Genomic DNA, 17,532 nt, shown 5'->3' with positions numbered 1-17,532 from the left:
GCTCAGGCGGAAGCGCGCTCCGGGACCAGTGCGAGCGCGTCGATCTCGACCTTCATCCCCTCGAACGGCAGCCCGACGATCACGGTGGTGCGCGCCGGCCCCGAGCCTTCCCGGTATCGGGTCACGTACTCCTCGAAGGCGCGGTTCATCTCGCCGAAGTCGGCGCGATCGGTCAGGTACACGCGCAGCATCATCACATCGGCGAACGATCCACCGCCGGCCTCGAGCACGCGGCAGATGTGCTCGAGCGTGAGCCTGGTCTGATCGGCGACGTCGAGATCCGACCGGATCGTGCCGTCGGCATCGATGGGTCCTTGGCCCGACACCTGCAGCAGTCCGTCGGCGATGACTCCCGCCGAGAATGCGGACGGAGCCGGGGGAAGACCGTCGGCGATGATCGGGCGGATTCTGCTCATGTCGGCACTCCTGGAATTAGGGATGTTTTCGGCCAGACTATTGGATTCAGGTGATCTGATGCTATTTCGCGGCGATTCTTCATTTCGGGCATACGCATCGATAGGCTTGTCGTGACGAAGGCGAGGACAGGATGTCTCCACGCGCGAAGATGCGTGTCGCAGTGTTGGCGACGGTGTGGTTCGAGGGGTGCCACACCGATGTGATCGTGCCCCCGATCGTCGAGGGGTGGACTCTCGACGGGGTCGAGCAGCAGACCGAGCTCGAGGTCGTGTCGATGTACCTCGAGCAGGTCGGGTGCGTGCAGGGCGACGACCTCGGACTTCCGTTCCTCGAACGCCACGGCATCCGCCGTGCGCTGTCCATCGGGGAGGCGCTCGTCGATGGGACGGGCGAGCTCGCCGTCGACGGAGTCATCATCATCGGCGAGCACGGCGACTACGAGCTGAACGAGCATGGACAGCAGGTGTACCCCCGACGCCGCTTCTTCGATGCGGCGATCGCGGCGATGACGGCTGCCGGGCGGTACGTCCCGATCTTCAACGACAAGGGTCTGGCGTACTCCGCGCGGGATGCCAACGAGATGGCGGCGACCGCGCGTCGGCTCGGCGTCGGCTACGGAGCCGGTTCCACCATCCCGCTCTCGTGGCGGGTGCCCGTCGGTGCCGAGTGGCCGCAGGGTGCGGCGATGGATGCCGCGCTCCTGCTCGGGTGGGGGCCGCTCGAACGCTACGGGTTCCACTGCCTCGAAGGGCTGCAGGCGCATGTCGAACGTCGCGCCGGCGGGGAGACGGGTGTCGCGCAGGTGGTCGCCCTCGACCGAGAGGCTTCGCACACGGCGATCGCCGAGGGGAGGGTCGATCCCGATCTGCTCGCTGCGGCCTTCGACAGTCTGGAGCTGAACCCGGCGCAGCGTGAGCATGCGATCCTGACGGTCGCCGGTGTGATCGAGGTGCACTACGCCGACGGGCTCGTCGCCCACGTGGTCATCTGCGAAGACGAGGTGCGTCAGTTCGCTTTCGCCGCCCGTGGCGCGGACGAGTCCTTCATCTGCCAGATGTGGCTGCCGGGAGCACCGCACCTGCACTTCACGTTCCTGGTGCGGCAGGCGGAGCAGCTGATCCGCGACGGTCGCCCGCAGATCCCGATCGAGCGCACGCAGCTGACGACAGGCATCCTCGACGCGGCCATGCGCTCGGGATGGAGCGGCGAGGCGATGGACACACCGGAGCTCGCGATCTCCTACTCGGCGCCCGAACGGGTGGAGGGAACGGGGGTCGCGCTCACGCGTCCGGCGGGGTGGACGCCGCTCGGCTGAACTCAGTCGGTCTCGGGATACGCGCCGATGTCGAAGATCTTCTCCGCATACAACGGCTCGCCCGCCTCGTCCTGCACGGCCGCGAAGAGCGGCGCCATGAGGTCGTGCCACTCGTCCACGCGACGTCGTGCCTCGGGAGAGAGCTCCGGCGCCTGCGTGCGTTCTTCGCGCCGCAGGACGGAGATGACCAGGCTGCCGCGTCGGTGGATCGTGTACTCGGTGATGCCGCTGCCGCGCAGCTCGGCGATCACCTCGGGCCAGACGGCGGCATGGTGCCGGTCGTAGTCGTCCTCGCATTCGGGGCGCAGCTCGTAGACGAATACCTCGGGGTCGCGGAGAATGGCAGCAGGAGCGCCGTCGGTGGTGGGGGACACGGCAGAACCGTATCAGACCGTATTCCTCCGACCAATGATCTCTTCATATTCAGAGGTTTTGCTATCGGTTTTGCCGAAAACTGCCGTATTCTGTGATCGTGACGATCACCCCGACTTCCTGCTTCCTGACAGCGCGGCGGCGGACGCCCGCGCCCCCGATCGAGGTCGTGCGGTGAGGGGTCTCGAAGGGCGCCGCTACCTCGTGTGCGGGGGAGCCTCAGGACTGGGGGAGGCGACGGCCGTGCGCCTCCACGAGGAAGGCGCGCGCGTCATCGTCGCGGACCGCAACGTCGACGCGGCGCGTGACCTCGCTGAGACCCTCGGCGGCTGCGAGCACTTCGGCTACGACCAGGGCGATCCGGCCTCGGTCGCCGCGCTCTTCGCCGCCGTCTCGGCGGCGGGCGAGCTGAACGGTGTGGCGCTGGTCGCAGGAGTGCATCCGGGGACGGTTCCGCTGGACGATGTCGATCCCGCCAGGTTCCGCAGCGTGCACGATGTGAACGCCCTCGGCATCCTGCTCAGCCTTCAGGAGGCGGCGCGCGTCGTCGCGAAGGACGACCGGTCATCGCTGGTCGTGGTCGGATCGGTCGCCGGCATCCGCCCGGTGGCCCGCAACGCGATCTACGCCTCGTCGAAGGCCTCGGCGCAGGCGATCACCCGCTCGGTCGCCCTGGAGCTGGCGGGCACCGGCATCCGGGTCAACAGCGTCCTCCCGGGGTCGGCCATCACGCCCCTCGCGGTCTCGCAGAGTTCGCTCGAGGCCATCCGCGAAGATGCGGCGCGGATCATCCCGATACGACGCGCGGCCGAGGCGAGCGAAGTCGCTTCCGCCATCTGCTTCCTCCTCTCGGACGATGCCTCGTACGTCACCGCCACCGACCTCATCGTCGACGGCGGGCTCGCCGCCGGCAGCGCCTCCTGAGCAGACTCACGCAAGGACTCCTCCCCATGAAGATCAGCGATATCGAAACCCACGTGCGCGGGAACATCCTGTTCGTCGCGGTCCGCACCGATTCCTCGGTCGTCGGCATCGGGGAATCCGCGTGCTGGGCGTATCCCGAGGCCGTTGCGTCGGTCGTCGAGACGTTCGCGGCAGCCCTGCGCGGCACCGACCCCCGTCGCATCGAGCGCCACTGGCACCTGATGTGGCGGATGGGCCCCTTCCGCAGCGCGATCGTCGGTGCGGCACTGAGCGCGATCGACTGTGCGCTCTGGGACATCAAGGGGCGGGCACTGGGCGTGCCGACGCACGAGCTCCTCGGCGGCGCGTACCGCGACCGCATCCGCCTGCACGCGATCATCGACGGCGCCGACGCCGAGCAGCTCGGCCGGTCTGCGGCCCGTGCGGCGGCGGAGGGCTTCACCGCCGTCAAGTTCGATCCGCTGGAGGACACCTGGATCGATCACTCCACGGGAGAGATCGCGGCCCGTGCCGTCGAGCGCGCGACCGCCGTGCGGGATGCGACCGCCGGCAAGGTCGACATGATCGTCGAGGTGCATCGCTCTCTCGCGCCGCACCAGATCCCCGCACTGCTCGACGGTCTCCGACCGCTCCGACCGCTCTTCGTGGAGGATCCGATCCAGATCGACACGTTCGATGTGCAGACCGGTCTGCTCGCGCACGGCGTTCCGCTCGGGCTCGGAGAACGGTGGCAGTCGATCTGGGAGGTCCGCGAGGCGCTGGCCGCGAACGGTCCGTTCATCGTCCGCTCCGACGTCACCCTCGCCGGCGGCATCAGTGCGGCGCGCAAGATCGCCGCGATCGCAGAGGCGCACCACGCCCAGGTGTCGTGGCACAACTGGTTGAGCCCGGTGTCCGATGCCGCGACTCTCACCGTGGATGCGACGATCCCGAACACCCTGACGCACGAGCACGCCCCCGCCCAGCTCGCCGCCTTCGGCGACGCGATCCGGACCGGATGGCGGGTCGACGAGGGGTACATGGTGCTCTCCGACGAGCCCGGCCTCGGCATCGAGGTGGACTTCGCCCGCCTTCCGGAAGCCGGCGACATCCTGCATCGACAGCTGCACGAGATCCCGTTCGCCTCGGACGGCTCGGTCGCGTTCGCCCGCTGAGGCGCGACGCCCCACCGGGAAATCGATTTCACTTTGTTGGCTCCGGTGCTAGCATGTGCCGGAGAGTGCGGACGCACTCGATGATTCGATGGAGAAACACATGTACGGAGCGCACGGCGAGAACCGCCAGCGGCGCAATGGGCGCATCGGGGGATCATGCGCCCGCCGTACGACGGTGCTGTAGCAAACGGATCGATCGCGACTGCGATTCTGTCGATCCACGCCGATGAATCGGTGCACCGACGTCTCTCCCACCCGTCATCCCTGAGGTGATGCGCGTGCTCCCGGAGTGACCGGAGCGCGCGGGAGCGTCAACGCGCCGCCTCTGTCTCTGCCTGGAGTTCGACCATGTCCTCGACCTACCCTCTGTCCCGTGTCCGCCAGCAGTTCCCCGCCCTGCGCACCGGAAGCGCCCTGTTCGATGCGCCCGGTGGCACCCAGACCCCGACCCGCGTCGCCGACGCCATCCGCGACGCGATGGTGAGTCCCGTCTCGCAGCGCGGTCGAAACAACTACAGTGAGCAGAACGCAGACCGCATCGTGCGCGGCGCCCGTGCCGCGATGGGCGACCTGCTGAACGTTGATCCGCGCGCTGTGTTCTTCGGCCGCAGCGCGACGCAGATCACGTTCGACGTGGCCAGAGCCGTCGCCCGTCGCCTCGGCCCCGGCGATGAGATCGTCGCGAGTCGCCTCGACCACGACGCGAACGTACGTCCGTGGGTGCTCGCCGCTGACCTGTCCGGCGCGACCCTGCGTTGGATCGACTTCGACCGCGAGACCGGTGACCTCACAGCCGATGATGTACGTCGCGTGCTCAGCGACCGCACGCGATTCGTCGCCGTGACCGCGGCGTCGAACCTGTACGGCACGGCGCCGGACATCGCGGCGATCGCGGCAGCCGTGCACGCGGTCGGAGCGGAGATCTACGTCGACGCCGTCGCCTACACGGCCCACGAGCTCGTCGATGCCGTCGCCCTCGGAGCCGACTACATCGTGTGCTCGCCGTATAAGTTCTGCGGTCCTCACATCGGCGTGCTGGGATCCAGCGTCGAGAAGTTGGAGGCCCTCGTCCCCGACAAGCTCCGCCCGTCGACCATGCAGGTTCCCGAGAGGTTCGAGCTGGGCACTCTGCCCTATGAGCTCCTGGCCGGGGTGACAGAGACGGTGGAGTTCCTGGCCGACGTCATCCCCGGGGACGGCACGCGCCGCGAGCGGCTGGAGCGCTCCTACGAGGCGGTCGCGAAGCACGAGGATGCTCTCTTCGAGCGGCTCATCGCCGGCCTCGCGGAGATCGACGGCGTCGAGCGCATCGGTGCGCCGAGCACGCACGTGCCGACCGCCCTCTTCCGTATCGACGGCCGCACCACAGCCGAGGTCTGCGCGGCACTCGGGCGAGCGGACGTCGCCGTGATGGGCGGCAGCTTCTACGCGATCGAGGCCGAGGATTGGGCCGATCTGCGCGACGGCGCGGTGCGGGCGGGCATCGCCCCGTACACCTCGGTCGAAGATGTCGATCGTCTTCTCCATGCGGTGCGCGCACTCACCCTCTGAACATTCCACCCCACCCGAAAGGACACACAATGAAGTCACGTCTTTCCCTCCTCGCCCTCTCCCTCGTCGGCATCGCGGCCCTGTCCGCGTGCACGTCGACACTCCCCACCGACACGGACGAGTCGTCGGCGCCCGCCGCAGACGACCAGCCGGCGGCGGCGATCGTCTCCGGGGTCGAAGAGGATGCCGAGATCGCCGCGCTGCTGCCGGCGCAGTACACGGACGCCGGAGTGCTTCAGGTCGGCTCCAACCTGCAGTTCCCACCTGCCAACTTCTATGCGGCCGACGGGGCGACGCCCATCGGGTACGAGGTCGATCTCGCCACCGCGATGGCGAAGCGACTCGGTCTCGACGTCGCCTACAACGACTCCGCGTTCGAGAACCTCATCACGAGCTTGCAGTCGCAGCGTGTCGACTTCACCATGGCCGGTATGAACGATCGCCCCGATCGTCAAGAGATGGTCGACTTCGTCGACTACTTCAAGACCGGGATCGGCATCCTCGTCGCGAAGGGCAATCCCGATGACATCGCCGAGCCTGCGGATCTGTGCGGGCACGGCGTGACCGCAGGCGTCGGCAGTTCACAGGAGGCATGGGCCCTCGCGCTGAGTGAGAAGTGCGTTGCCGACGGGGCAGAGGCGATCGACGTCGTCACCGTGAACAGCGACCAGCAGCGTCTCAACTCGGTCAAGACCGGACGCGTGACCGCCGAGCTCAACGATCTGGCGAACCTCGTCTACGTCGCCCAGACGGCCAACGGGGGCGAGGACTTCGAGGTCGTCGACCTGCCCCCGCTCGAGGGGGCGCTCTACGGCATCGGAGTCAACAAGGAGACGCCGGAGCTGCGGGCAGCGCTCGCCGCGGCGCTGCAGTCGCTGATCGACGACGGCACGTACGGCGAGATCCTCGCCGCCTGGGGGCTCCAGGCCGGAGCCATCGAGACGGTCGAGATCAACGCGGGGAAGTGAGTGCGGCGGGGGCGGCCGTCGGTCGCTCCCGCACACCTCCTCCGGAAAGGAACCCGTGAACACTACTGCTCCCCTCGCCTCCGTCTCGGTCGCAGGACCCAAGCTCTACCGTCGGCTGCACTTCTGGCGCTGGGTCAGCGCGCTGATCGTGCTCGCCGCTGTCGCCGGCATCATCGTCGTGCTCGCCGGGGCACGCATCCAATGGCCGCATGTGCTGCAGTACGTGGTGCTCGACACCATGGCTCAAGCGGCCTGGAACACGGTGGTGCTCGCGGTGGCGGCGCAGCTGGTGGCTGTAATCATCGGCGTCGTCATCGCGATCATGCGCATTTCGCGCAACCCGGTCGCCACGTCGGTCGCGACCGGGTACATCTGGATCTTCCGCGGCGTCCCCGTGCTCGTGCAGATCCTCGTCTGGTACAACCTCGCTCTGGTGGTCGACCGCATCGTGATCGGCGTGCCGTTCACGGACTGGACGCTGATCGATCAGCCGACCAATGCCATCATGACCGCGTTCACCGCCGCGCTCCTGGGTCTCGCGCTCAACGAGAGCGCTTACATGGCCGAGATCATCCGCGGTGGGCTCAAAGGCATCGACAGCGGCCAGACCGAGGCTGCACATGCCCTCGGGATGAGCCCGATGCGTACGCTGGCCCGCATCATCTTGCCGCAGGCCATGCGCATCATCATTCCGCCAACCGGCAACAACTTCATCAACATGCTCAAGACCACCTCGCTGGCGTCGGTGGTGACCTACTTCGAGCTCGTGAAGGCGGCAGCGAACATCTCCAGCCGCAATCTCGAGGTGATGGAGACGCTGTTCGCTGCGGCGGTCTGGTACATGATCATCGTGACGATCGCGAGCATCGGCCAGTTCTACTTGGAACGCGCCTTCGACGGCAGCACCCGACGCGGTCGTCCGCGGAATCTCCGGACGGCCATCCGCAACGCACTCGTGCGTCCCCCTTTCTCCCGGCGAGGTATCGATGAATGACAACACGGCGCTCGTGCGCATCCGGCAGGTCAAGAAGTCCTTCGGCGACAACACCGTGCTCCGCGACATCACGATGGATGTGCGCGCGGGCGAGGTCGTCTGTCTGCTCGGTTCCTCTGGCGCGGGTAAGAGCACGCTCCTGCGGGCGATCAATCGGCTGGAGAAGATCGATGCCGGGCAGATCTGGGTCGACGAGATGCTCGTCGGCTTCGGCGAGTATCGCGACGGAGTCCGCGAGCTCACCGAGCGAGGGATGGCGGCGCAGCGAGCTCACATCGGAATGGTGTTCCAGCGCTTCAATCTGTTCCCGCACATGACCGCCCTGCAGAACGTCATGGAAGCGCCGCGTGCAGTGCGGCGACTGTCGGGTGCAGCGGCGAAGGCGGAGGCGCGCGAGCTGCTGGAGAGCGTCGGACTCGCCGACAAGATGGAGCACTATCCGGCCCAGCTCTCCGGCGGGCAGCAGCAGCGTGTCGCGATCGCGCGGGCATTGGCGATGAAGCCGCAGCTCATGCTGTTCGACGAGCCGACCAGCGCCCTCGACCCTGAACTCGTCGGGGAGGTGTTGAAAGTCATGACCGAGCTCGCGCGGCAGGGGATGACGATGATCGTCGTGACGCACGAGATGGGATTCGCGCGCGAGGTCGCTGATCGCGTCGTGCTGATGCACGGCGGCGAGATCGTGGAGGATGCCTCTGCTGCGGACTTCTTCGAGAACCCGCAGCACGAGCGCACGCGGCAGTTCATCGCGAGCTCGACCAGAGATGCCTGACGGCCCCGCCGGCGATGTGTCGGCGGGGCTGGACCTCGCCGTCGTGTGACAGATTGGGACGGATGACTTCGTCCCGCACACCCGCACCCGCCCGTACGCTCCTCGTCGGATACGGCAAGCTCGGAGGGCTCCTCGCACCGCGGCTGCGCGCCGACGGCGGGGAGGTCTTCGCGGTGCGGCGGAGCGACGGCACCCTGCCCGACGGTGTCATCGGGATCAGGGCTGACCTCTCGGCTCCGTTGCCCGAACCGCTGCCACCGGTCGACGCGATGGTCGTGACGCTCCCGCCGAGCGGTCCCTCCGGCTACCGCACGGCGCTGACGCATCTGGCCGCGGCGCTGCCCGCGGTCCCCGCCCGCACGGTCTTCGTCTCGTCGACCGGAGTGTTCGAGGGGCGGGGAGCGGAGCGCCCGATCACGGAGCAGGATGATCCCGCGCCCGTGACCGAGCGCGCGCAGGAGCTGCGCGACGGAGAGCGCGCGGCGATCGACCTGTTCGATGCCGTCATCGTGCGCCCGGCGGGGATCTACGGCCCGGGGCGCGACTTCCTGATCCGCCAGGTGCGCGAGCACGCGACCGTGAACCACCGCCGCCGCACGAACCGCATCCATGACGCCGACCTCGTGCGCGCGCTGGAGGTGCTGCTGCGGATGCCGGAGCCGCCGCGCGTGCTGCACGCGGTGGACGCAGCGCCGGCACCGCTGGGCGACGTGGTCGCGTTCATCGCGCAGACCCTCGGCCTGGAGGTGCCGCCGGATGACGTCTCCGCCGCTCCGACCGGCACGGTGCTCGACGGTTCGCTGCTGCGCGCCGTGCTGGGCGAACTGGAGTATCCGACGTATGAGGCGGGCTACGCGGCGATGCTCACGAGCCCGCCGCGATCCACCCACGGGTGAAGCCGAGCACGCGGCTGCCGTCGGTGTCGGCCAGTGAGGCGCTGACGAACGCGGTGGCGCCCTCGGAGGTCTGCCAGCGGAATCGGTACTCATCCGACAGCACGGCCGCGGCGATGGCCGCTCCGGCGGACTCCGCCGTCTGCGCGTTCGCGAAGGCTCCGGCGGTGCGCGCGAGGTAGGCGTCGAGCAGTGCGCCGTAAGGGCCGTCGGTGTCGGGCCGCTCGGCGTTGTCGACGAAGTCGCTCGCGACCGCGGCGGGCTCGATCACGCTGACCCGGATGCCGAAGCGCTCGGCGACGGGCGCGAGGGATTGCATGAACCCCTCCACCGCGAACTTCGCACCGCAGTAGGTGTCGGCGAAGGGCTGGCCGACCGCACCGCCGACACTCGTGATCGTGAGGATCTGCCCGCTCCTGCGCTCGCGCATGCCGGGCAGCACCAGCTTGGTGAGGTTCACAGGTGCCAGGTAGTTGACCTCGAGCTGGTCGCGCACCTGCTGCATGCTCGCCTGTTCGGCCGTGGCGACGCTCCCGCGCCCGGCGTTGTTCAGGAGCACGTCGATGCCGCCGAGCTCGGCCTCGACCTCGGCGACGAGGGTGGCCGCCGCCGTGTGGTCGACCACGTCCAGAGCGCGCACATCGACCGGCACCCCCGCGGCGGAGGCGGCGGCCTGCAGGCGCTCGGCTCGCCCGACATCCCGCATCGTGGCGACGACGTGAAGCCCCTGCCGCGCCAGTTCGACGGCGGCGTGCAGCCCCATGCCCGAGGAGGTTCCGGTGATCAGTGCGACAACAGTCATGAGAGCACAGTATGCGGGTTCCGCGAATGTCGTCCGGGAGGGGCGCCCACGTTACGGCGACGTAAAACGTTGGGCCTGTCGCGACGAATCTCTTGCGCGACGGCGGACAGACAGGGCAGAATCTCTACCATTGCGAGAATCACCGCTCAGAATATGAGAATTACGAGTTCGGTGATCCGCTGTCCCGGCGCCGAAGTGCGGCCGACAGGAAGAGAGAGAGCGACATGACAGAACGCCGACGCCACGCCGAGATCTCGGGTGGCGGCTTCGCGGGTCTCACCGCAGCCACCGCCCTGGCACAGATGGGCTGGAGCGTGCGACTCCACGAGCGCAGCCCCGAGCTGCGTGCGGAGGGAGCGGGGATCGTGTTGTGGAACAACAGCCTCCAGGTGCTCGACAAGATCAAGGCCGGTCCGGATCTCATGTCGAACTCCATGACACCCCCGGCGTACGAGACGCGCATGAACAACGTCATCCAGTCGCAGGAGACACTCGACGGCATCCGCTGGCGCACCCTCACCCGTCCGCACCTGCACCAGACCCTGCTGGTCGCCGCGCGTGAGGCCGGCGTCGAGATCATCAGCGGATCCGAGGTCACCGGCGCGACGGCCGACGGGACGATCTCGTTCGCGAACGGCGAGACGGCCGAGGCCGACCTCATCATCGGTGCCGACGGAGTCGGATCGGCCGTGCGCGACTCGCTCGGCATCCCGCTCGAGCGTCAGCGTTCGCGCGATGGCATCACGCGCTTCCTCGTTCCCCGCCGCAAGGCCGAACTGCAGGCGCTCGAGCCCGACACCGAGTGGGACAACGTCATCGACTTCTGGAACCTCGAGCCCCGCGTGCTGCGCGTGCTCTACACCCCGGCGAACGATCAGGAGCTCTACATCGCACTGATGGCGCCCGCCGCCGATGCGCAGGGTTCGCGCGTGCCGATCGACCTCGACCTGTGGACCTCGGTGTTCCCGCAGCTGGCTCCCGTGCTGGCGGATGCGGCGAAGATCCCCGGACGCTACTACGGCTACCAGACGACGCGCCTCGACCACTGGACCGAAGGCAAGGTCGCGCTGATCGGCGATGCCGCCCACGCCATGTGCCCCGCGCTGGCGCAGGGGGCCGGGTGCGCGATGCAGAACGCCTGGACCCTGGCCGCCGCCGCGACCGAGGCGGCGTCGATCCCCGAGGCGCTGCAGGAGTGGGAGCGCCTCGAGCGTCCGCTGACCGACCTCGCGCAGGACCGCTCCCAGTGGTACGCCGACACCCGCGAGATGGCCAAGGGCAACCAGTTCCAAGGCGAGACCGTGACCACCGCCCTCTACAACCCGACCGATCCGCACCGACACGAGGTCCCCGCATGAGCATCGATTCCGTCTACCAGGTCCGCGCGTTCCACTCCTTCGTGCAGGAGACGCTGCACGAGGTCGGCCCCGCGCCCGCCCTCCCTCTCGTCAAGGCCGCGGTCGCCGTCGTGATCAAGAATCCCTTCGCCGGACGCTGGGTCGAGGATCTGTCGCCGCTCATCGACCCCAGTGCGAGTCTGGGCACCGAGCTCGGCGCCCGGGCGCTGGCCCTCCTCGGCGGGCGTCCTGCCGAGAGCTACGGCAAGGGCGGCATCGCCGGACTCGACGGCGAGCAGGAGCACGTCGTCGCGTGCGTGACCACGGTCTTCGGCAACGCATTCCGCGACGCCATCGGCGGAGGAGAGGCGTGGATCTCGTCCGCCACCAAATCCGCCGCAGCCGGAAGCTCGATCGACATCCCCCTCGCGTACAAGGATGAGGTCTACGTGCGGTCGCACTACGACGCGATCACGCTGACGCTGCCCGATGCGCCCCGCCCCGATGAGCTCGTCATCATCGCCGCGGTCGCCACCGGAGGGCGTCTGAACGCCCGCGTCGGTGGCATCACCGCCGCCGAAGTCCTTGCCCGACCCTGAGAGCATCGCCCGCACGGGCGCCGACACCCCGAGGAGACAGCGTGACCTACACGCATTCGCAGTACTACGAGGACCAGTCCATCGCCAGCGTGCTCGCCGACGTGGCCCGCGCGCATCGCATCCTCGAGCTGGAGGGCCACGGCGACATGTCGATGGGGCACCTCTCGTTCCGCGATCCCTTCGGGCGGGGGCTCTGGCTCAAGCGCGGCAATCTCGCGCTGAGCGAGGTCGAGGGTGACGACTTCATCCTGATCGACTTCGACGGCAACGTGCTCGAAGGCACGGGGCTGCGGCATCTCGAATGGCCGTTGCATGCGGAGATCATGAAGGCGCGCCCCGACGTGAACTTCGTCGGTCATTCCCACGCGCACTTCTCGACGCTGCTGGGTGCCTCGCATGAACAGCTCAAGCCGTACAACAACCACGGGGTCTGGTTCGCCTATGAGGGAGTGCCGCGCTTCGCCGAGACGAGCCACATCATCACCACGGTGCCGCTCGGCGTCGCCGCGGCCGCCGCGCTCGGCGACGCGCAGGCGCTGCTGCTCGCCAACCACGGCATCGCCTTCGTCGGCTCGACGGTCGCCGAGGTGACGCTCACGGGCATCTTCCTCGAGAAGGCGGCCCGCTTCCAGGTCGACCTCGGTGCTTCCGGATTCACGCCGATCGAGCCGACACCGGAGGAGACCAGGGAGAAGTTCGACCGGATCTACCCGGCCAAGGCGCAGCACAACTTCTGGACGTACTTCAACCGTCGCCTCGAGCGCGTGGAAGCCACCTACGGCATCGGCATCTCGCCGATCGCTCTCCCGCCCGCCATCTGACCCACACCAACCGAAAGAGAGCAACGATCATGAGCAGCCTTCCCCGCATCGCCACCGTCGTGGGTTCCGGAACCATGGGCCCCGGCATCGCCGCCACCCTCGCCCGTGCGGGCGTGACCGTACGCCTGTACGACATCTCCACCGAGGCCATCGAACGTGCGGAAGCGGCGTACGGCGTGGTCCAGGGCGTCCTCGCCGCCGTCGACTCGCCCTCGGCACCCGGGGGTTCGGTCACCTTCGGGACCGACCTCGATGCCTCCCTCGAAGGCAGTGAGCTGATCATCGAGGCGGTTCCCGAGCGTCTCGACCTCAAGCAGAAGGTGCTCGCCGACCTCGAGGCCCGCATCGGCGACGAGGTCATCATCGCCACGAACACGTCCGGCATCCCGATCACGACCATGGGCAAGAGCATGACCCTGCCGGGACGTCTGATCGGCATGCACTGGTCGAACCCGCCGCACCTGATCCCGATGATCGAGGTCATCCCCGGTGAGGACACCGATCCCGCGCTGGTCGAGAAGCTCATCGGGATCGTGAAGGCGTTCGACTATGTGCCGGTGCTCGAGAAGGAGATCCCCGGCTTCGTCGAGAACCGCGTGCTGTACGCGATCCTGCGCGAGTGCATGGCGCTGCTCGACGAGGGCATCGTCACCCCCGAGGGTCTCGACGCGTGCGTCAAGTGGGGCATCGGCTACAAGCTCTCCGTGGTCGGACCGACCCGTCTCCTCGACATGGCCGGTCTCGACATCTACCAGGCCGTCTCGGGCTACCTGAACAAGGAGCTGGATGCGAGCACCGAGACCCCGAAGCTGATCCTCGACAAGATCGCCGAAGGCAAGCTCGGGTTCAAGTCCGGCGCCGGGATGTACGAGTACGGTCCGGGAGACGTCGACGCCAAGCGCAAGGAGATCATCACCGGCCTCATCGCCGCGCGCAAGACGCTCTCCTCCATCCCCGAGGTCTGATGGTCGCCGAGGTATCGGTCGAGACCATCGAGGACGGACTCCTCCGCACGCAGGGCGCCGATGTCGACATCGCTTTCCGCGTGCGGGGGTCCGGCCCCGCGGTCGTGCTGCTGCACGGCACCTCGGCCCACCATGCGGTCTGGGAACCCGTCGGCGATGCGCTCGCGGATCGGGCGACCGTGGTCGCGCTCGACCAGCGCGGGCATGGGCGCAGCGACAAGCCGGCCACCGGCTATGGGGCCTCGGATTTCGCCGCTGATGTCGTCACGGTTCTCGACGCACTCGGCATCGCGGATGCCGTGGTCGCCGGGCACTCGCTCGGCGGGCGCAACGCCTGGGTCGCGGCGGCCCGGCATCCGGATCGGGTGACGGGCGCCGTCGTCGTGGACTACACGCCCTACGTCGAGGACTCGGTCCTCGACGTGCTCGACACGCGCGTCGCGGACGGCTTCCGGTCGTTCGACGACGTCGCCGAGATCGAGGAGTACCTGCGCGCCCGCTACACCGCGATCCTCCCCGGCGCGATCGCGCGTCGCGCGCGATGGGGTTATGTGCAGGACGCCGACGGCCGCTGGGTCGCCCGTGCGGACAAGCGCGCCATGCGCCTGCTGATCGAGGGATTCCGGACGCCGTGGGACGCCGCCTTCCGCGATGTCTCCGCGACGATGACCCACCTGCGCGGTGCCGACAGCAGGATCGTGAGCGAGCAGGCCTGGCGACGCGCGCGCGCCGATCGCCCGGACGACCGCTGGGTCGTCGTCGACGACGCAGACCACTACATCCCCGAGGAGCATCCGCTCCTCGTCGCCGCCGAGATCGCCCGCGTTCTCGGCATCTGACCGAAAAGGAAGCCATGCCTCTCTTCATCGACAAGCTCGCCATCTCGAGCCCCGACTTCGACGGCCTCGCCCGCATCCCCGACCGCCTCACGGCGGACGGCGGCAACGAGGTCCCCGCCATCGCGCTCTCCGGCGCCCCCGCAGGCACGGTCGAGCTCGCCGTCGTCGTGCACGATCCTGACGCACCGCTGGCGCAGGGGTTCACCCACTGGGCGGTCTACGGCATCCCGGCCGATGCCGCCACGCTCGACCTGGCAGCCGAGGGCATCCGCGAAGCGCCGAACGGGACGACGCAGACGGCGTGGTTCGGTCCACAGCCGCCGGTCGGGCACGGGCAGCATCACTACTACTTCTGGGTCTACGCGCTGAGTGCGCGCGTCGAGGGAACGCCGACCCGCGAGGAGTTCCTCGCGTCCCACGCCGACTCGATCATCGAGCAGGCCCGCTACGTCGGTACGTTCTCGCGCTGAGCATCCGATCATGTCGATCACCGATGCCCACATGCACGTCGGGGACTTCCCGACGTTCGGTGTGAAGCTCGACGAGGATCACCTCGCCGAGTACCTCGCGAAGAACGACATCGACACCGGCTTCGTCTTCCACCAGGACAACGCGATGGTGCGGCGGGTCATCCAGGACATCCCCGGCGCCTACGGGCTGTACTGGGCGAATCCCAAGCTCGGCGATCCGATCCCGGAGCTGAAGGACTTCCTGGACGATCCGAAGTTCCGCGGGGTCAAGCTGCACCCGCTGATGGATGGGTTCCATCCGGACGATCCGATGGTCTGGCCGATCATCGAGCTGTTGATCGAACGCGATCTGCCGGCGCTCATCCACTGCGGGCATCCGATCTTCTCGCTGCCGTGGAGCATCGAGGAGCTCATCGCACGCTACGAGGACGCCAAGATCATCCTCGGTCACATGGGACACGGCAACATCATCTACATCGATGCGTCGATCGGGGTCGCACAGAGACACCCGAACGTCTGGCTCGAGACCAGTGGAATGCCGATGAGCATCAAGATCCTCGAAGCGGTGCGCAAGGTCGGATCGAACCGGGTCATGTACGGCTCCGACGGTCCGTGGCATGAGCCGAAGGTCGAGCAGCTCAAGGTGCAGCTCGCGGGACTCGACGCCGAGGACCTCGAGGACGTCATGCATCGCACGGCGCAGCGACTGTTCCTGGGCGCGGACGTCTGACCCGGACGGCGCGCAGAAGAAGCCCGGTCGACCGCGAGGTCGTGCCGGGCTTCTTCTCTGCAGCCGCTAGCCCGGATAGGTGTCCGCGAAGGACTCCGCGATCGCGAGCACGGAGGCATGCACGGGGCCCGCGGTGATCGAGGGGATCACGGAGGCATCGACCACGTGCAGTCCGTCGAGGCCGCGGAAGCGGAGGTCGGGCGTCACCGGAGCGTCGTCGTCGGCCCCCATCCGCACGGTTCCCACCGGGTGGTGATGCGTGATCGCGGCGCGGGCGATGAACGCGTCGGCCGCGGCGTCGCTCAGGTCGGCCGCGGGCAGCAGCTCACGGTCGCGCCACTCGTCGAGTCCCGCCGATGCGCCCACGAGACGTGCATGCGCGAGTGCGGCGCGGAACGCCGCACGGTCGTGCTCGGTCTGGAGATACCGGGGATCGATCACGGGCTCGTCGTCGATCTCCGGGCCGGAGATGCGCAGCGAACCGCGACTCGTGGGGTTCGTGACACCGAACAGCAGCGTGTACGCCTCGCCGGGAACGGCGCCCTCGCGCTCCGCAGGCGCGAAGGACTCCGACATACTCGGGCCGATCACGCAGCCCACGACGATGTCGGCGGCGCCCTCGGTGCGATCGAGTCCCGCGAGCGACAGGTACGTCATGGATTCCGACAGCTGCAAGCGCGTCGGGGGCACGGCGCGTCGCGCCCGGTAGACATTGCCGGCGCCGAGCAGGTGATCGTGCAGATTCCGTCCCACGCCGCGCGACTCGAGCACCGTCTCGACGCCCGCGCCGGCGAGTATCTCGGGGTCGCCCACGCCCGAGCGCATGAGCAGCAGCGGATCTCCGATGGATCCGCCGGCGAGGATCACCTCGTCGGCCTCGATGGTCTCGTCCTGTCCGCCCCTGGTCACTCTCGCGCCCGTCACGCGGCCGCGCTCGATCACGAGCCGATGCACCGTGACGCCCGTGAGGAGCGTCAGGTTCGGGCGATCGACCACCGGGTCGAGGTAGACGTCGGCGACCGTGACCCGCTCGCCGTCGCGGATGGTCAGGGAGTTCGGTGTGGCCCCGAGCATCTCCCCGCCGTTGTGGTCGGCGATGCGCGGTACGCCCAGCGCGTTCCATGCCGAGAGGTAGTCCGCCACGAGCGGGCTCGACAGCTCCGGCCCCGGCAGCAGGACGGGGAGCGGTCCCGTGTCGCCGTGCACCTCATCCGCCCCTCCTGAGAAGGTCTCCATGCGGCGGAAGTGGGGCAGAAGCGCGTCCCAGGACCACCGCGCGTCGCCGGTGGCCTCCACCCACCGGTCGAAGTCCGCACGGCATCCGCGCATGTGGGCCATGGCGTGCACGAGGCTCGATCCGCCCGGCCCCTTCCCACGTGCCCAGTCGAGACGGCGTCCACCGAGGCCCGGCTGTGCCACCGTGCGGTAGTCCCAGTCGTAGGAGCGTCCGTGGATGAACGGCCAGAGCTCGGGGCGGCGCATGTCGGGGTCATCCACCCGGGCGCCGGCCTCGAGCACGACGACCCGCCGCGACGGGTCAGCGCTCAGGCGATTCGCCAGGACGCTGCCCGCCGAGCCGGCACCGATGATGAGGATGTCGGCGTGCATG

19 protein-coding genes are annotated in these 17,532 nt (G+C 68.5%); 15 read left to right on the top strand and 4 right to left on the bottom strand.

Annotation, left to right across the window (positions count from 1 at the left end; all coding sequences use genetic code 11):
- Nucleotides 1-2 precede the first annotated feature (2 nt).
- The gene (locus FB560_RS15230; protein WP_141873379.1) at nucleotides 3-416 is read right to left on the bottom strand and encodes a RidA family protein; all 414 of its coding nucleotides are present in this window, start codon (nucleotides 414-416) and stop codon (nucleotides 3-5) included.
- A gap of 131 nt (nucleotides 417-547) precedes the next feature.
- On the opposite strand from FB560_RS15230, the gene FB560_RS15225 reads away from it, so the two are divergent.
- Nucleotides 548-1,732, top strand: coding sequence for a hypothetical protein (locus tag FB560_RS15225; protein WP_141873378.1), 1,185 nt, complete (start codon nucleotides 548-550; stop codon nucleotides 1,730-1,732).
- Between the two features lie 2 nt (nucleotides 1,733-1,734).
- Here FB560_RS15225 and FB560_RS15220 read toward each other — a convergent pair whose 3' ends face one another.
- Nucleotides 1,735-2,106: an L-rhamnose mutarotase gene (locus FB560_RS15220; RefSeq protein ID WP_141873377.1), complete on the bottom strand. Its 372-nt coding sequence runs from the start codon at nucleotides 2,104-2,106 to the stop codon at nucleotides 1,735-1,737.
- 172 nt (nucleotides 2,107-2,278) lie between these two features.
- On the opposite strand from FB560_RS15220, the gene FB560_RS15215 reads away from it, so the two are divergent.
- The 7 genes from FB560_RS15215 (at nucleotide 2,279) to FB560_RS15185 (ending at nucleotide 9,363) form a co-directional block, all read left to right on the top strand.
- Nucleotides 2,279-3,028 carry an SDR family NAD(P)-dependent oxidoreductase gene (locus FB560_RS15215; protein WP_170198172.1) on the top strand — a complete coding sequence of 250 codons (750 nt, stop codon included), beginning with the start codon at nucleotides 2,279-2,281 and terminating at the stop codon, nucleotides 3,026-3,028.
- A gap of 26 nt (nucleotides 3,029-3,054) precedes the next feature.
- Nucleotides 3,055-4,182, top strand: coding sequence for a mandelate racemase/muconate lactonizing enzyme family protein (locus tag FB560_RS15210; RefSeq protein ID WP_141873375.1), 1,128 nt, complete (start codon nucleotides 3,055-3,057; stop codon nucleotides 4,180-4,182).
- 348 nt (nucleotides 4,183-4,530) lie between these two features.
- Complete coding sequence (locus FB560_RS15205) at nucleotides 4,531-5,733, top strand: cysteine desulfurase-like protein (RefSeq protein ID WP_141873374.1); 1,203 nt, start codon at nucleotides 4,531-4,533, stop codon at nucleotides 5,731-5,733.
- A gap of 29 nt (nucleotides 5,734-5,762) precedes the next feature.
- On the top strand, nucleotides 5,763-6,701 hold the full coding sequence (locus FB560_RS15200; protein ID WP_141873373.1) for an ABC transporter substrate-binding protein: 939 nt from the start codon (nucleotides 5,763-5,765) through the stop codon (nucleotides 6,699-6,701).
- A 55-nt stretch (nucleotides 6,702-6,756) separates the two neighbouring features.
- Nucleotides 6,757-7,695, top strand: coding sequence for an amino acid ABC transporter permease (locus tag FB560_RS15195; RefSeq protein ID WP_141873372.1), 939 nt, complete (start codon nucleotides 6,757-6,759; stop codon nucleotides 7,693-7,695).
- On the top strand, nucleotides 7,688-8,467 hold the full coding sequence (locus FB560_RS15190; protein ID WP_141873371.1) for an amino acid ABC transporter ATP-binding protein: 780 nt from the start codon (nucleotides 7,688-7,690) through the stop codon (nucleotides 8,465-8,467). The genes FB560_RS15195 and FB560_RS15190 overlap by 8 nt, the downstream gene beginning before the upstream one ends.
- A 62-nt stretch (nucleotides 8,468-8,529) precedes the next feature.
- A complete protein-coding gene (locus FB560_RS15185; protein ID WP_141873370.1) occupies nucleotides 8,530-9,363 on the top strand; it encodes a sugar nucleotide-binding protein in 834 nt (277 codons plus the stop codon).
- Here the strand turns inward: FB560_RS15185 and FB560_RS15180 are convergent.
- A complete protein-coding gene (locus FB560_RS15180; protein WP_141873369.1) occupies nucleotides 9,332-10,162 on the bottom strand; it encodes an SDR family NAD(P)-dependent oxidoreductase in 831 nt (276 codons plus the stop codon). The two genes, FB560_RS15185 and FB560_RS15180, sit on opposite strands and share 32 nt — an antisense overlap.
- A gap of 224 nt (nucleotides 10,163-10,386) precedes the next feature.
- Between FB560_RS15180 and FB560_RS15175 the strand changes: the two genes are divergently transcribed.
- The 7 genes from FB560_RS15175 to FB560_RS15145 are packed head-to-tail and all read left to right on the top strand — an operon-like array spanning nucleotide 10,387 to nucleotide 15,923.
- Complete coding sequence (locus FB560_RS15175) at nucleotides 10,387-11,520, top strand: FAD-dependent oxidoreductase (protein WP_211349997.1); 1,134 nt, start codon at nucleotides 10,387-10,389, stop codon at nucleotides 11,518-11,520.
- Complete coding sequence (locus tag FB560_RS15170) at nucleotides 11,517-12,098, top strand: amino acid synthesis family protein (protein ID WP_141873368.1); 582 nt, start codon at nucleotides 11,517-11,519, stop codon at nucleotides 12,096-12,098. The genes FB560_RS15175 and FB560_RS15170 overlap by 4 nt, the downstream gene beginning before the upstream one ends.
- Nucleotides 12,099-12,139: 41 nt before the next feature.
- Complete coding sequence (locus FB560_RS15165) at nucleotides 12,140-12,919, top strand: class II aldolase/adducin family protein (RefSeq protein WP_141873367.1); 780 nt, start codon at nucleotides 12,140-12,142, stop codon at nucleotides 12,917-12,919.
- Nucleotides 12,920-12,948: 29 nt separating this feature from the next.
- The gene (locus FB560_RS15160; protein ID WP_141873366.1) at nucleotides 12,949-13,884 is read left to right on the top strand and encodes a 3-hydroxyacyl-CoA dehydrogenase NAD-binding domain-containing protein; all 936 of its coding nucleotides are present in this window, start codon (nucleotides 12,949-12,951) and stop codon (nucleotides 13,882-13,884) included.
- Nucleotides 13,884-14,723 (top strand): alpha/beta fold hydrolase, encoded by an 840-nt coding sequence (locus tag FB560_RS15155; RefSeq protein ID WP_141873365.1) that lies wholly within the window; start codon nucleotides 13,884-13,886, stop codon nucleotides 14,721-14,723. Before FB560_RS15160 ends, FB560_RS15155 begins: the two co-directional genes overlap by 1 nt.
- A 14-nt stretch (nucleotides 14,724-14,737) precedes the next feature.
- Complete coding sequence (locus FB560_RS15150) at nucleotides 14,738-15,193, top strand: YbhB/YbcL family Raf kinase inhibitor-like protein (RefSeq protein ID WP_141873364.1); 456 nt, start codon at nucleotides 14,738-14,740, stop codon at nucleotides 15,191-15,193.
- Between the two features lie 10 nt (nucleotides 15,194-15,203).
- Nucleotides 15,204-15,923 carry an amidohydrolase family protein gene (locus tag FB560_RS15145; RefSeq protein WP_141873363.1) on the top strand — a complete coding sequence of 240 codons (720 nt, stop codon included), beginning with the start codon at nucleotides 15,204-15,206 and terminating at the stop codon, nucleotides 15,921-15,923.
- Between the two features lie 66 nt (nucleotides 15,924-15,989).
- On the opposite strand, the gene FB560_RS15140 is transcribed toward FB560_RS15145, so the two are convergent.
- Complete coding sequence (locus FB560_RS15140; protein WP_211349996.1) at nucleotides 15,990-17,531, bottom strand: GMC family oxidoreductase; 1,542 nt, start codon at nucleotides 17,529-17,531, stop codon at nucleotides 15,990-15,992.
- Between the last annotated feature and the right edge of the window lies 1 nt (nucleotide 17,532).

It is taken from the genome of Microbacterium saperdae (genome assembly GCF_006716345.1).
Classification (GTDB): Bacteria; Actinomycetota; Actinomycetes; order Actinomycetales; family Microbacteriaceae; genus Microbacterium; species Microbacterium saperdae.
The sequence above is the reverse complement of the archived record's forward strand: the minus strand, read 5'-3'. Positions and strand labels throughout refer to the sequence as shown.

Coding starts and splice junctions, on each gene's coding strand:
- FB560_RS15230 (WP_141873379.1), bottom strand. CDS start 416: ATGAGCAGAATCCGCCCGATCATCGCCGACGGTCTTCCCCCGGCTCCG.
- FB560_RS15225 (WP_141873378.1), top strand. CDS start 548: ATGTCTCCACGCGCGAAGATGCGTGTCGCAGTGTTGGCGACGGTGTGG.
- FB560_RS15210 (WP_141873375.1), top strand. CDS start 3,055: ATGAAGATCAGCGATATCGAAACCCACGTGCGCGGGAACATCCTGTTC.
- FB560_RS15205 (WP_141873374.1), top strand. CDS start 4,531: ATGTCCTCGACCTACCCTCTGTCCCGTGTCCGCCAGCAGTTCCCCGCC.
- FB560_RS15200 (WP_141873373.1), top strand. CDS start 5,763: ATGAAGTCACGTCTTTCCCTCCTCGCCCTCTCCCTCGTCGGCATCGCG.
- FB560_RS15190 (WP_141873371.1), top strand. CDS start 7,688: ATGAATGACAACACGGCGCTCGTGCGCATCCGGCAGGTCAAGAAGTCC.
- FB560_RS15185 (WP_141873370.1), top strand. CDS start 8,530: ATGACTTCGTCCCGCACACCCGCACCCGCCCGTACGCTCCTCGTCGGA.
- FB560_RS15180 (WP_141873369.1), bottom strand. CDS start 10,162: ATGACTGTTGTCGCACTGATCACCGGAACCTCCTCGGGCATGGGGCTG.
- FB560_RS15175 (WP_211349997.1), top strand. CDS start 10,387: ATGACAGAACGCCGACGCCACGCCGAGATCTCGGGTGGCGGCTTCGCG.
- FB560_RS15170 (WP_141873368.1), top strand. CDS start 11,517: ATGAGCATCGATTCCGTCTACCAGGTCCGCGCGTTCCACTCCTTCGTG.
- FB560_RS15160 (WP_141873366.1), top strand. CDS start 12,949: ATGAGCAGCCTTCCCCGCATCGCCACCGTCGTGGGTTCCGGAACCATG.
- FB560_RS15155 (WP_141873365.1), top strand. CDS start 13,884: ATGGTCGCCGAGGTATCGGTCGAGACCATCGAGGACGGACTCCTCCGC.
- FB560_RS15150 (WP_141873364.1), top strand. CDS start 14,738: ATGCCTCTCTTCATCGACAAGCTCGCCATCTCGAGCCCCGACTTCGAC.
- FB560_RS15145 (WP_141873363.1), top strand. CDS start 15,204: ATGTCGATCACCGATGCCCACATGCACGTCGGGGACTTCCCGACGTTC.
- FB560_RS15140 (WP_211349996.1), bottom strand. CDS start 17,531: ATGCACGCCGACATCCTCATCATCGGTGCCGGCTCGGCGGGCAGCGTC.